Genomic DNA, 12,970 nt, shown 5'->3' with positions numbered 1-12,970 from the left:
GCATATCCTCCTGAAAACAAAATCGCGTGGTGCACGGCGCGTTGATGGTATCCGGGTTCGTGCCATCGGACCGGGTCCGTTGAAGAGGCACCGCAAGGCAAGCGGTGGCAACGCGGTCTCCGCAAGGCCGATCGCCGCGTTTCCGGATACCGGCGTCCTGTTCAGGCCGATAGAGGTCCGACAGGTGCGAAACGAAAGTACGCAACGGTGAACCCATTCCATCCTGGAGGCTTTGCGGGGCTCAGCGCCTCCTGGAAGAGCCAGTCGCCGGTCATTCGGGGTGTGGTGATGATGTGTGCTTCAACCGTTGCCTTTGCGGTCATGCATTTTTCTGTCCGGGTCGCGTCCAGCGAACTCCATCCCTTTCAGATCGCCTTCTTTCGCAACCTGTTCGGCCTCGCCTTTCTTGTGCCACTTCTAATCGGGCCGGGTTTTGTACAGATGCGGACAAGCCGGTTCGGCCTTCATGCGCTGCGCGGGGTCGTGAACATAGCGGCTATGTTCCTGTTCTTCACGGCTTTGGCCATAACGCCGCTCGCAAAGGTCACCGCACTCGGTTTTACAGCCCCGATCTTTACCTCGGTCCTGAGCGTCCTGATCCTCAAGGAAAAGATCCGGCTGAGACGATGGACGGCGATCGGCCTCGGCTTCGTCGGCATGCTGATCATCCTGCGGCCGGGTCTGGCCGTCGTGGAGACCGGCGCCCTGCTGGTCATCGCTGCGGCGCTGCTGTGGTCGCTGGCGCTGATCATCGTCAAGAGCCTGTCGCGCACGGAGAGCAGCGTTGCCATTGTCGCCTGGATGGGGATCTTCCTGTCGGCGTTCTCGGTCGGTCCGGCCCTTTGGGTCTGGAAGGACCCGAGCCTATGGGCCTGGGGCTGGCTGCTGTTCATCGGGTTCGCCGGATCGGTCGCCCAGGTTAGCCTGAGCCAGGCCTTGAAGGAAACGGAACCGACCGCCGTCATGCCCTTCGACTTCCTCAAGCTGATCTGGGCGGCGCTGCTGGCGTTCTGGTTCCTGGGAGAAATCCCCGACGAGATGACATTTGTCGGAGCTGCGGTGATATTCGGCTCTGGCCTTTATGTCGCACAGCGGGAACGGGCTGCCGCCAGGGCCGGAAAATAACCGGCGGCTTGCCGAATGCCCCAAATTGGTTGGAAAAAGCTCTAGGGTACGGACCCATAAATGAAGCCGATTTGGCGGCAGAAATGGCAAAATCTCGCAAGGAAGCGTGCGCAGAGCGGGCTTTTGCCCGTTCAAGCGCGGTGACGCTGCGAGATAAAGCCATTTTGCCGTCCTTCGGATTTGGCCGTTTTGGCCATCTGCTGCGTCGCGAAAGGCTTGAAAATGAACCACATTTCCTGAGCTTTCGCTCCTCGCAGCTGGTCAAAACGACCCAAACCAAATTGACTTCATTTATGAGTCCGTACCCTAGACAAAGCCGATCGTTGCACCCGGAAGATCGATGCCGTCGAGATGGGTGGTCCAGCGGTCACCCGGCATGATCGACGCGGCATCGGTCAAGGTTCCGGTGGTAACGATCTCTCCCGCACTCAGCGGCGGTGCATCGGTGTCGGCTGCCAGTGTGTCCAGGAGATGACCCAGCGCCGTGAGCGGACCGTCCAGCACATCCGCGCCGCAGCCCGTGAGCCGCCTGCCGCGCGGCCCCTCAAGCACCACGCGAAAGCGCGGCAGTTGCTCGGTAACGGATTGCGTCAGGGCCAGTTTCGGGCCGAGATAAAGCGCGCCGTGCAAGCCGAAAGCGGCGGCGCAGTCCGCGTCGGAAAAACGCCAGCCGGGGTAAGAGGAAAATACCACCTCAAACCCGTGTGACACCCAGTCAATGCACCCGGCAAGCTCGGCCTCGCTCATCCCGGCCCGGGGCGCGGATTTCAGGCCGAAGACAATCTCGGGCTCAAGCCGCGGCTCGGGCAATTCAGGCAATCTGTGCGGCCCTTCACCGATATCATGCAGGGTGGTATCCCAAACCGGCCCCCACATCGGGCCCGTGACGTCGTAAAGCGGCCAGATCGTCCGGTTCGTGAAACCGATCTTGCGGCCCACCCGCCGCTCACCCCGGGCTTCGCGCAGTGCGGTGATCCTGTGGGCGATGGAATACGCCGTTTCGGCGTCAAAAGCCGGGACGCGACCGTTCATTGGCGCAATCTGGCGGCCCGTGTCATAGGCCTCAAGCAATTCGGCGGCATAGGCATCAAGCGTGGCATCTTCCATCGTATTAGGCATCCAGGTACCTCCTTCCAGTGCCCGTGCGAGACTTTTCCTGCCATCTCCGCTCTTTTCAACTCCGAGGCGTTCAGGCACTTGTCGCTTGAGGTCATGACCCCAGCCGGCTGACGGCGTCCGCCATCACGCGCAGGCCGGTTATCAAGTCGGCCTCGTGCGTGTCCTCGGCAAAATCGTGGCTGATCCCGTCTATGGACGGAACAAACAACATTGCCGACGGCATCACCCGCGCCATGTTTGAAGCGTCGTGCAAGGCGCCCGACGGCATCTCGCGCCATTTGCCGGGGGCCTGCGCCTCAGCGGCGGCGCTCAAGGCAGCGCGCAAGGTCGCGTCCATCGGAACCGGCTGCAGCGCCTTGATCGGCAATATTTCAGCCTGCATTTCATGGTCCACGGCAATGTCGGCAACAAGATCTCGAACAAGAGTTTCCATCCGGGCCAGCCGATCGTCATCAACATCGCGCCACTGCACGTCGAACACCACTTCACCGGGCACGATGGAGGGTGCATTGGGCCGCAGTTGTATCCGGCCAATCGTCCAGACCGTGCGCGGTGTCACAATGTTCCGAAGGCGGTCGTTTAGCGCGGTATTGAATGCCGACAGCGCCTGAAACGCATCTCTTCGCTGGTGCATCAGCGTGGTGCCAGCGTGGTTTTGCTGACCTGTCAGCGTGACCTGCACTTGCCGCGATCCGACAATATCCGTGACAACGCCAATAGCCTCGCCCGCGTCGTCCAAAGTGCTGCCCTGTTCGATATGCAGTTCAATGAAACCGGTGAACTGGTCTTGTGGCACGAACGCCCCTGCAAGATCCGCAATAGAAGACCGCGCATCGCGGAAAGAGACGCCGTTCATGTCCGTGAATTCGTCGGCCTCGGCAAGTGTGGTCTTGCCTGAATAAATGCTGGATCCGGTCAGCGCACCGAACCGCCCTTCTTCATCCTGGAAGTTCACGACTGACACCGGCGGACCACCCGCCTCTTTCGCGGCACGCGCGATCTCCAACGCGACGATGACACCCAAGGCCCCATCGAGCCAGCCCCCTTCGGGTTGGGTATCGGAATGAGACCCCAGAAGCACGGATGGACCATTGGTCAGACCGAAGACGTTGCCCGCAGGATCCACATGTGGGGCCAGAGCCGCGGCCTCCAACTGGTTGATCAGCCACTTTCGGGCAGCCACGTCCGGTTCAGAAAACGCCGGACGCACCACTCCCTTTCCCACTCCACTCGCACCGAAGGAGCGGAGCGTGAGAAGATCTCTCAAAAACCTGTCTGGCAGAACGTTCATATTGACCTTCTAAAACTGAAAACACCCGGAGTTTGCCCGGCATTCCGCAATCGGAGCGTATTCTTTTGATGCTGCAGCCGATTTGCTCACCTTTCAAGCCAAGTGATCCGATAGCGCGTCAAATCCAGCGGACATCCGGGCAAGCCCGGCATCTGGACGTTTCAGCTCGTTTCCGTCAGTCACTTCGCGCCTTTGTCTGCCCGTATTGGGCCATCTGCAAGCTCCCGCTTCTCCATTCTGCAAATGTAATGCAGATGTCAGCCAAACGCCCGGTGCCGCCAATCGCTACCTGACCTCGAGTGCCTCCAGGATCAGCGGCAGGCGCTGGCCCTGCAGCATCATGTGGTCCCGCATCAGTTCGTCAGCCTGGAGCCCGTCATTGGCAAGGATCGCCTCCAGGATCCGGGTGTGTTCCTCGGTCGACTTTTCCAGGCGCCCGCGCATGCTGTAGGGAAGTGCGCGATACGGGTTGATGTGCCCGGAGAGCTGTTCGATCTGTTCGATGAGACGGTTGTTGCCCGCGGCCTGATGGATCGCGTCGTGGAATGCCAGGTTCGCCCTGGCATAGGCGTTGGGGTCGTTCGCTTTGGCGGCCTCTTCACATTCGGCAAGCCTGTCCTGCATCGCGTCCGCCTTTTGCACCGTCAAACGCTCGGCAGCCAGTCTGCAGGCCATGCCTTCGAGCTCCGCCGCGACTTCGAAGAGATCGATAATTTCCTTGGCGGTTAGCGTGCGAACCAATGCCCCCTTGCGCGGCCTCGTCTCCAGGAGACCGCTGTCGACAAGCGAACGCACGGCTTCACGAACCGGGGTGCGCGACACGCCGAACCGCTCTGCAAGGGCAGCTTCCTCCAGCTGATCACCGGGACGCAAAACACCGGATCGGATGTCGTTACGCAAAGTCTCGATGAGTTGGTCAGCAACACGCGCCATCTTCAATCCCCTGATTTGACACCTCTTTTACCCCGCAGGACAAGCTTTGTCGATACACATGTTGACATCTATTAATTTTTATATCTCTTATATGTATACATATAGACTTTATATGTACCCATTGGAGGAGAGTGACATGAAGACATATCTGCTGACTTTCGCGGCCGCAGCCGCGCTGCTATCCGCGCAAGCAACCCAGGCAACGGAACTGCGGCTGTCGCATCAATGGTCCACCAAGGATGTCAGGCACGCGGTTGCCGAGATTGTCGCCAACGAGGTTGCGGCAGCTGATGTCGACCTGAGCATCAAGATTTTCCCGTCAAAGTCGCTGTTCAAACCACGCGAACAATACCGCCCGCTAAGCCGCGGCCAGCTCGACATGACCGTGTTTCCGCTCAGCTATGCAGGTGGCCAGCAACCGGCGTTCAACCTCACCCTTATGCCGGGACTGGTGAAGAACCACGATCATGCGTCCCGGCTCTCCAAGTCACCGTTCATGGACGCGCTGGAAGCCAAGATGGCCGAGGACGATGTCATGGTTCTTGTCCACGGTTACCTGGCAGGCGGCTTTGTCGGCAAGAACAAGTGCATTACCAAGCCGGCGGATGTGGAAGGCCTGCAAACGCGGGCAGCCGGCAAGTCCTTTGAAGAAATGCTGGTGGGTGCCGGGGCCTCTATTGCCTCCATGGCATCGTCCGAGATTTACAGCGCGATGCAGACCGGTGTGCTCGATGCGGCGAACACCTCGTCATCATCGTTCGTCTCCTACCGCATCTTCGAACAGGTCGCGTGCTACACGCCTGCCGGAGACGTGGCGCTCTGGTTCCTGTACCAGCCGCTGCTGATGAACAAGACCACTTTCGAACGCTTGTCCGAGGAACAGCAGTCGGCACTTATGGCAGCGGCTGCCAAGGCGGAAGCCTATTACCTGGAAGAAGCAAAGAAACAGGACGCCCTTTCCGTCGATGTCTTCAAGGAAGCCGGCGTCGAAATCGCCGAGATGTCGCCCGAGGACTTCGCTGCCTGGCAGGCTCTTGCGAAGGAAACTTCCTACAAATCCTTCGTCGAGAGCGTTCCCGACGGACAGAACCTCCTCGATATGGCGCTCTCCGTGGAGTGACGATCCGTGCGGGCGCGGGTGTTCTGCCCCGCCCGTCCACATTCGCGAACGATCGGAGACAAAACCAATGGAAACCACCCTATCCGCCCGCCCCGCCAAGCCGCGCGTGTTCCAGCAAGCCGTCGGCTGGATCTCGGAAGTTTCAGGCTGGACCGCGGCTGCGATGATCCTTGGCGCGGTGTTGCTGACGTGCCAGATGATCTTTGTCAGGTTTGTGCTGAACGCGTCCACCGTCTGGCAAACCGAGGTCGTTGTTTACCTGATGGTCGGTGCCACGCTTGTCGGACTGGCCTTCGTCCAGAAACACAAGGGCCACGTGAACGTGGACCTTCTGAAGCTGTGGCTGAGCCCAAATGCCGGCCGGACGCTCGAGATCGCTACCCATTCGGCCGCGATCATCGTGATCGGTGTCTGCCTGTTCTACGGCTACGAGTTCTGGCATCTGGCACAGTCGCGCGGCTGGACGTCCGACACCGTCACGGCCGTGCCGCTCTGGATCCCGTATCTGGCGCTGCCCGTGGGACTGGGCCTGATGCTGCTGCAACTGATTGCCGATCTTCTGGACGTCCTGTCCACCGCGCCTACCAGGGAGGCATCGTGATGGATCCACTTGTACTTGGCACGATCATCGGGCTTGCAACGATCTTCGTTCTGTTCTCCGGAATTTCCGTCGCCGTTGGCCTGCTGCTGGTGTCTGCCGTGTTTTTGCTCACGTTCGACGGCCTGCGCTCGCTGGAACTCATGCCCGAGATCCTGTTTGGAAAGCTCGACAGTTTCGCGCTTCTGTCCATCCCCATGTTCATCATCATGGGGGCTTCGATCGCCTCGACCCGGGCGGGTGCTGATCTCTACGAAGCGCTCGAACGATGGCTGACGCGGGTTCCCGGTGGCCTGGTGGTCTCCAATCTCGGCGCCTGCGCCCTGTTCTCGGCGATGTCCGGATCGAGCCCGGCAACCTGTGCAGCCATCGGCAAGATGGGAATTCCGGAAATGCGGAAACGGGGCTATTCGGAGGAAATCGCCACGGGGTCGATTGCTGCCGGCGGAACACTCGGGATCCTGATCCCGCCCTCCATAACCTTGATCGTCTACGGCATTGCCACCGAGACGTCGATCGGCCGGCTGTTCCTGGCCGGCGTCATACCCGGATTGCTGCTGGTTGGGCTCTTCATGGCCTGGTCGATCTACGCCACATGGGCTTCCGGGGAGCGTGCGAGCCTCGGCCGCGTGACGTACAGCTGGCGCCAGAGGTTTGAAATCATGCCGAGGGTTCTGCCGTTCATCGCGATCATCATCGGCGTGCTCTATGCCATGTATGGCGGTGTCGCAACGCCATCGGAAACGGCAGCCGTCGGCGCGTTGCTCTGTCTTGTCGTGGCGATGATCGTCTACAAGCTCGTGCGGCCTTCGGCCCTCTGGTCGGTTCTGCGCGACAGCACCAAGGAAAGCGTGATGATCCTGTTCATCATCGCGGCCGCCGGGGTGTTTTCCTACATGCTGTCGAGCCTGTTCATCACCCAGGCGATCGCCGCGTGGATCAGCGAACTGGAGGTCAACCGCTGGGTGCTTTTGGGCGCAATCAACGTGTTCCTGATCGTTGCGGGTTTCTTCCTTCCGCCCGTTGCCGTGATCCTGATGACGGCACCGATCCTGCTGCCGGTCATCACCGGTGCCGGGTTCGACCCGATCTGGTTCGCGGTTGTCCTGACCATCAACATGGAGATCGGCCTGATCTCTCCACCGGTGGGCCTCAATCTTTACGTGATCAACGGCATCGCGCCGGACATCTCGCTTCGCAAGATCCTGCTGGGTTCCCTGCCCTTCGTCGGATGCATGCTGATCGCCATCCTTGTTCTGTGTCTGTTTCCCGGTCTTGCCACCTGGTTACCCAATTTCGTAATGGGGCCAGCGCTCTGAGCGCCGGCACCCGAAACAGGAGATATCTCATGTCCCAAGCTTCCCGTTTTCGCCGTATCGGACTTATCGTCCCGAGTTCCAACGTCACCATGGAAACCGAGATCCCGGCGCTTTTGAAGGCGCGAGAGGCAATCCTGCCTGATCGCTTCACGTTCCACTCCTCGCGCATGCGCATGAAGGCGGTGGTCAAGGAAGAGCTGGAGGCGATGGATGCCGACAGCCTTCGCTGCGCGAGTGAACTCTCCGATGCTGCTGTTGAAGTCCAGGCCTATGCCTGCCTCGTCGCGATCATGTCCATGGGTCGCGGCTACCACCGCACGTCATCTGAAAAACTCCACCAGGCAACGGCGACAAACGGATGTCCGACACCGGTTCTGAATTCCGCCGGAGCCCTGGTGGACAGCCTGAAGGAAATGGGCGTCAAGAAAGTCTCGATCATATGCCCTTACATGAAGCCGTTGACGAAGCTGGTTGTCGATTACATCGAGCACGAAGGTGTCGAGGTTCAGGATTTTCTCGCACTCGAGATCCCGGACAATCTGGATGTCGCGTCCCAGGACCCGGCGGCTCCGGCTGAACTGTGGCGCAAGCTGGACGTGCGCGGTGTCGATGCCATCGTCGCGTCCGCCTGCGTTCAAATGCCGTCCCTTCCGGCAATTGAAATGATCGAGCGCGCCTCGGGCTTGCCGACGGTATCAGCGGCTGTCGCAACGACCCGCAAAATCCTTCAAAGCCTCGGCCTGACGGAAGTTGCGCCGGGTGGCGGCGCGCTTCTGTCAGACGGTCAGCTTGCAACACTGCCAAAGGTTGCCTGATTTTTTCAGGATGACGGCGCCACGGTCAGAACGGCATGCGCTGGCCTCTCTGGTATTGGCCAACGCTGCGGGGTCTGTCTTTGCAGACCCCGGCCTTTTCAATTCCGCTTGTGATACCAGTCTTTTTCATACATATTCAAATATAAGAATTTTATATGAGGAAGCGCAATGTCCCTGTCCCGCCGTGCCTTTTTGTCCGGTTGTGCCGCCCTGCCCCTTTCCGCGCAACTTAGCCGGTTCGCGCTGGCCGAGACGCCGATCGGCCAGGGAACGCTGACGACCATCAGCGACGGACACCTGACGCTTCCGGGCAGCTTCATTTTCGACCCGATGCCGCAGGACCAGCTTCTCCCCCTGTTGGAAGAAGCCGGGGTTTCCCAGGAAACGCTGAGGCCGGACTGCAATGTCTCGCTCTACCGCGACGGCACCAACACGGTGCTGTTCGACGTCGGATCGGGACCGGATTTCCAACCGTCTGCCGGCGAGCTTGCGGAGGGACTGGAGCAGGCAGGTGTGGCCCCCGAAGACGTCACGCATGTGGTTTTCACCCACGCCCATCCGGATCACATCTGGGGGCTGCTCGACGCGTTCGACGACCCTGTCTTTGTCAACGCGACCTACATGATCGGCCGCGCCGAGTGGGACTACTGGTGGAACCCGGAGACCGTCAACACGATCGGCGAAGCCCGCGCTGCCATGGCGGTCGGCGCTAGACGCAGGTTAGAGGCCATCGAGGACACGGTCGAGTTCTTCTCGGGCGATCAGGAAATCCTGCCCGGGATCCTGGCCGTTTCCACTCCCGGGCACACACCCGGCCACATGAGTTTCGAAATCCGAAGCGGTTCGCAGGCCGCACTCGTGATCGGGGATGCCATCGGCAACCACCACGTCGCCTTCATGCGGCCCGCGTGGCCAAGCGGATCGGATCAGGATGCCGAGGTTGCCGCCTCGACGCGGCTCGCTCTCCTGGACCGGATCATCGCCGAAGATCTCAAGATCGCCGGTTTTCACCTTCCCGGCGGCGGGATCGGGCATGTCGAGCGCACGGGCGACGCCTTCCGCTTTTTTCCGGAGGCGTCCTGATGCGTATCGCCGGCGTGTTCCTTTCCGTTTGTCTCGCCACAACGGCGCTTGCCAGCGAAGACATTGCAGACCAGTATCCGGGCTCTGCGCTCTATTCAAAGCCGGTCGAAGTTATCCCGCATGTCTGGTCCGCCATCGGCGCGACGGCACCTCCGACATATGAAAACTCCGGCCACAACAACAATCTGAGTTTCATCGTGACCGGCGATGGCGTCATCGTGATCAATGGCGGGGCGGCCTATATCCTGGCAAAAGCGCTTCACGAGGAAATCAGGACAGTCACCGATCAGCCCGTCAAACTCGTCATCGACGAAAACGGCCAGGGTCACGCGATGCTCGGCAACTCCTACTGGTCGGAACAAGGTGTCCCGATCCTGGCGCATGTCGATGCCGCCCATGAAATCGAGGAACGCGGCAACCAGATTCTTGAGGGCATGAGACGGTACAACCGGGACAAGGCTGAGGGCACCTTCGTCGCGCCGCCGACGCAGACGTTCGAAGACCGGCATGTCATCGAGATGGGTGACTTCCGCATCGAGGTCCTTCATCTCGGCCCGGCACACGGCCCGGGGGACACGCAGGTCTGGCTGCCGGAGCAAAGCCTCGTGATCGCCGGCGACATGGCCTTTCATGAGCGAATGCTGCCGATTTTCGAGGACACGATCGCCGCGGACTGGCTGGAGACCTGGGAGACCGGCTTCGAGGCCCTGAACGCGACCTACGTCATTCCGGGCCATGGCCACCCGACCAACATGGCACAGGTCCGCCGCTACACGCGCGACTACCTGCTGTACCTGAGGGAGAAGATCGGAGCGCATCTTGAGGACGGCGGCGAGTTGGCCGACGCCTACTATGTCGACCAGTCACCCTACGCCCATCTGGATACGTTCGAGGAACTTGCGACACGGAATGCAGGCCGCGTCTATGAGCAGATGGAGTTCGAATAGACCCATTGCCGGGCGACCGCAGAGACAAAGCTGCGGCACCCTCAATTCTTTTCCGGTCCCTCGAAACGTGCCGTCGCGGGCCGAATAAAATGTCCGCAGTGCCTCAGTTGCCGATTGCCTCGGCAACGATCTGCTGCATCAGGTTCTCGACCGCCTGCATGGACCCGTCCGGATAGTCCTTGTGGCCGATCGTGACGCCCTCATCCGTCTCCATGACGAATATTCCGTAGGGGCAATGCACGATGTTCATCGGATCCTTCTCCATCACCTGACGCGATATCAGGGCAGAGCAGAACAGGAAGATATCCGCATTCTTGAAGATCGTTTCCTCGCTGCCGACATCGGCCGCCGTCCGGTTGAGCATCGCTCCGACGTGGCTGACGGAATCGATCACCAGACCCTCCCCGACGATCGCGCTCTCGACAGCGAAGGTCGCGTCCTCGAAGGACCCGTCGAACGAATAGGTAAACGGCTGATCGGCCAAGGCTGCGCTGCTGAAGGTGAGGCCGAGAACGGCCGCTAGAACAACGGATTTCATAGTCTGATCCTCCACGTTTCAACGCAATTCTGGAGCCTGGCTGCGCCCCGGGCATTGATCGAAATCAGTCCCGGGACGCTGCGAATGCAAAGACTTAGCCGAGCATGTCCGTGGTGATGCCGGTGTACCAGCCCTCCGATTCCTCGTAGGTCGCCTTGCGCAGGTCCGCGCTTTCACCGGTCTGAGAGATGAAGCCGTCGACCTTGGCGATTTTCTCCGGCGTTGCCTCGTAGGTCGCGCCGACCTTTACGCCATCATTGGGCGCGATCAGCGACCAGCAGGTGTTGGAGAATTTCGCCGGGAAGACCTTGGACCCCGTCAGCGCGCCGCGCACGGCATTGGCGCAGACCTTGGCCTGGGAATTCGCGGAAAACCCGGATTTCGGCATGTCGCCCTGGCTCGAGGCGTCGCCGAGGACGTAGATGTCGGCATCGGCTTTGGTCGACATGTCGGCTGCATTCACCGGCGCCCAGTTGCCATCGGTAACGCCGGCGAGATCGGCAATGCGGCCGGCCTTCATGGCCGGGATGACGTTGCAGACGTCGACCTTCGTCTCCTCGCCGTCGATGGTGACCGTCATGGCGCTGGGGTCGACGGAAACGTTGCCGCCGCCGAAGTCCTCGCCGATCCAGTCGACCATGCCTTCATAGTGGTTCGCCCAGCCTTCCTGGAAGAGCGCCATCTTTGAGAATTTCGGCTTCGGGTCGGCGACGATGATCTTCGCGGTCGGATTGTTCTGCTTCAGGAAATGCGCGACCATCGACACCCGTTCATACGGCCCCGGAGGACAGCGATAGGGGTTCGGAGGTGCGACCATGGCAAAGGTCCCGCCTTCCGGCATCGCCATCAGCTGCGCCTTCAAAAGCTCCGATTGCGAGCCCGCCTTGTAGGCGTGGGGCATCGCGTTTTGCGCGCTCAAACCCCAGCCTTCGACGGCCCCTTCGACGAAGTCGATGCCCGGGCTCAGGATCAGCTTGTCGTAAGGCACAGACCCGCCGCCCGCCAGGGCCACGGTCCTGGCGTCGCGGTCGACACCGATCGCCCAGTCATGGACGACGTTGACGCCACCTGCTGCCAGACCGCCATAGGTGTGGCCGATATCCTCGATTTCCTTGAAACCGCCGAGATAAAGATTGGAAAAGAAGCAGGTGTAGTATTTGCGGGTCGGTTCGATCAGGGTGACGTCGACCGCCCCCTTGCTGTCCTTGGCGATGTAGCGTGCGGCCGTGGCCCCGCCGGCACCACCCCCGACGACCACGACACGCGGTGTGCCCTGCGCCTTGACCATGGGAGCGGACAGGACGGCCGCCATTGCGGCTGTCGTGCCGACAAATTGTCTTCTGTTCAGCGTCATTTCTTCCTCCCTAAATGCACCGTCATTGTTCAAGCGCGGCAAAATAGGCTGCCAGCGCCGCTATCTCTTCCGCATTGAGCCGCCCGGCCATCATCTGCATGACCGGATGGGCGCGTTTCTTGTTCTTGTAGGCATGCATCGCGACCACGAAATCCTCTTCCGGCCACAGCACGATCGACGGGATGCCGTCGTCCGCGCCATCTGCCTGGTGGCAGGTCGTGCACTCGCTGCTGAGATATTCGCCGTATTCCGGATCGCCCTTGAGCGCGAGAATGGCCGGGTCGAGGTCGTGGTCCGTCGGGGTCGCCGTCGGATCCGCCTCGGGAATGTTGGCCGGATCATCGGAGAACGTGCGCAGGTAGGCGATCAGATTGCGCCGGTCCGCAGGCTTCTTCAGCCCCGAAAAACTCATGCGCGTTCCGCTGGCAAGTGCCCTCGGTTTTTCCAGGAATGCGTCAAGCGTGTCGGCATGCCACTCAAGCCCGCCGGTCCCGGCCCGGACAAGAGCCTTGGAATAGCGGAAATCGTCATGCGTTCCGGCCTGCCGGCCGAAAATGCCGTTCAGGTGAGGTCCGATCCGGTGCTTCGCGCCCTCACCCACCATGTGGCAGCTCTTGCACTTCTTGAAAACCGTCTCGCCGGCAACAGGATCGCCGAAGTCGTCTGCCAGCGCGGCGGAGCACAGCAGCCAGAAGACAATAGCGGGCAGGTTTCGGGCGATGCGCATC

13 protein-coding genes are annotated in these 12,970 nt (G+C 60.6%); 7 read left to right on the top strand and 6 right to left on the bottom strand.

What is annotated here, in order from left to right; translation table 11 throughout:
• Nucleotides 1-207: 207 nt before the first annotated feature.
• Nucleotides 208-1,125, top strand: a complete 918-nt coding sequence (locus ACO07N_RS16965) for a DMT family transporter (RefSeq protein ID WP_421982150.1) — start codon at nucleotides 208-210, stop codon at nucleotides 1,123-1,125.
• Nucleotides 1,126-1,431: 306 nt separating this feature from the next.
• On the opposite strand, the gene ACO07N_RS16960 is transcribed toward ACO07N_RS16965, so the two are convergent.
• The 3 genes from ACO07N_RS16960 to ACO07N_RS16950 all read right to left on the bottom strand — a co-directional run bounded on the left by ACO07N_RS16960 (nucleotide 1,432) and on the right by ACO07N_RS16950 (nucleotide 4,468).
• Entirely contained in the window at nucleotides 1,432-2,244 is an 813-nt protein-coding gene (locus tag ACO07N_RS16960; RefSeq protein WP_421982149.1) for a 2-keto-4-pentenoate hydratase, read from the bottom strand.
• 91 nt (nucleotides 2,245-2,335) lie between these two features.
• A complete protein-coding gene (locus tag ACO07N_RS16955) occupies nucleotides 2,336-3,535 on the bottom strand; it encodes a hydantoinase/carbamoylase family amidase (protein WP_421982148.1) in 1,200 nt (399 codons plus the stop codon).
• 285 nt (nucleotides 3,536-3,820) lie between these two features.
• Nucleotides 3,821-4,468 carry a GntR family transcriptional regulator gene (locus ACO07N_RS16950; protein ID WP_421982147.1) on the bottom strand — a complete coding sequence of 216 codons (648 nt, stop codon included), beginning with the start codon at nucleotides 4,466-4,468 and terminating at the stop codon, nucleotides 3,821-3,823.
• A gap of 136 nt (nucleotides 4,469-4,604) precedes the next feature.
• On the opposite strand from ACO07N_RS16950, the gene dctP reads away from it, so the two are divergent.
• The 6 genes from dctP (at nucleotide 4,605) to ACO07N_RS16920 (ending at nucleotide 10,350) form a co-directional block, all read left to right on the top strand.
• Nucleotides 4,605-5,588 carry a TRAP transporter substrate-binding protein DctP gene (gene dctP, locus ACO07N_RS16945; RefSeq protein ID WP_421982146.1) on the top strand — a complete coding sequence of 328 codons (984 nt, stop codon included), beginning with the start codon at nucleotides 4,605-4,607 and terminating at the stop codon, nucleotides 5,586-5,588.
• Between the two features lie 67 nt (nucleotides 5,589-5,655).
• Nucleotides 5,656-6,189, top strand: coding sequence for a TRAP transporter small permease (locus ACO07N_RS16940; RefSeq protein WP_421982145.1), 534 nt, complete (start codon nucleotides 5,656-5,658; stop codon nucleotides 6,187-6,189).
• The gene (locus ACO07N_RS16935) at nucleotides 6,189-7,505 is read left to right on the top strand and encodes a TRAP transporter large permease (protein WP_421982144.1); all 1,317 of its coding nucleotides are present in this window, start codon (nucleotides 6,189-6,191) and stop codon (nucleotides 7,503-7,505) included. Before ACO07N_RS16940 ends, ACO07N_RS16935 begins: the two co-directional genes overlap by 1 nt.
• Nucleotides 7,506-7,534: 29 nt before the next feature.
• Nucleotides 7,535-8,320 (top strand): maleate cis-trans isomerase family protein, encoded by a 786-nt coding sequence (locus ACO07N_RS16930; RefSeq protein WP_421982143.1) that lies wholly within the window; start codon nucleotides 7,535-7,537, stop codon nucleotides 8,318-8,320.
• A 168-nt stretch (nucleotides 8,321-8,488) separates the two neighbouring features.
• Nucleotides 8,489-9,403, top strand: a complete 915-nt coding sequence (locus ACO07N_RS16925) for an MBL fold metallo-hydrolase (RefSeq protein WP_421982142.1) — start codon at nucleotides 8,489-8,491, stop codon at nucleotides 9,401-9,403.
• On the top strand, nucleotides 9,403-10,350 hold the full coding sequence (locus ACO07N_RS16920) for an MBL fold metallo-hydrolase (protein ID WP_421982141.1): 948 nt from the start codon (nucleotides 9,403-9,405) through the stop codon (nucleotides 10,348-10,350). The genes ACO07N_RS16925 and ACO07N_RS16920 overlap by 1 nt, the downstream gene beginning before the upstream one ends.
• Nucleotides 10,351-10,453: 103 nt before the next feature.
• Here ACO07N_RS16920 and ACO07N_RS16915 read toward each other — a convergent pair whose 3' ends face one another.
• The 3 genes from ACO07N_RS16915 to ACO07N_RS16905 all read right to left on the bottom strand — a co-directional run bounded on the left by ACO07N_RS16915 (nucleotide 10,454) and on the right by ACO07N_RS16905 (nucleotide 12,969).
• A complete protein-coding gene (locus tag ACO07N_RS16915; protein WP_319386602.1) occupies nucleotides 10,454-10,888 on the bottom strand; it encodes a DUF302 domain-containing protein in 435 nt (144 codons plus the stop codon).
• Nucleotides 10,889-10,982: 94 nt separating this feature from the next.
• Entirely contained in the window at nucleotides 10,983-12,242 is a 1,260-nt protein-coding gene (locus ACO07N_RS16910; RefSeq protein WP_421982140.1) for an FCSD flavin-binding domain-containing protein, read from the bottom strand.
• Nucleotides 12,243-12,264: 22 nt separating this feature from the next.
• On the bottom strand, nucleotides 12,265-12,969 hold the full coding sequence (locus ACO07N_RS16905) for a c-type cytochrome (RefSeq protein WP_421982139.1): 705 nt from the start codon (nucleotides 12,967-12,969) through the stop codon (nucleotides 12,265-12,267).
• Nucleotide 12,970 lies beyond the last annotated feature (1 nt).

It is taken from the genome of Roseibium sp. (assembly GCF_965229775.1).
Classification (GTDB): Bacteria; Pseudomonadota; Alphaproteobacteria; order Rhizobiales; family Stappiaceae; genus Roseibium.
Note: the sequence above shows the minus strand (reverse complement) of the source record. Positions and strands in the feature narration are given on the sequence as shown.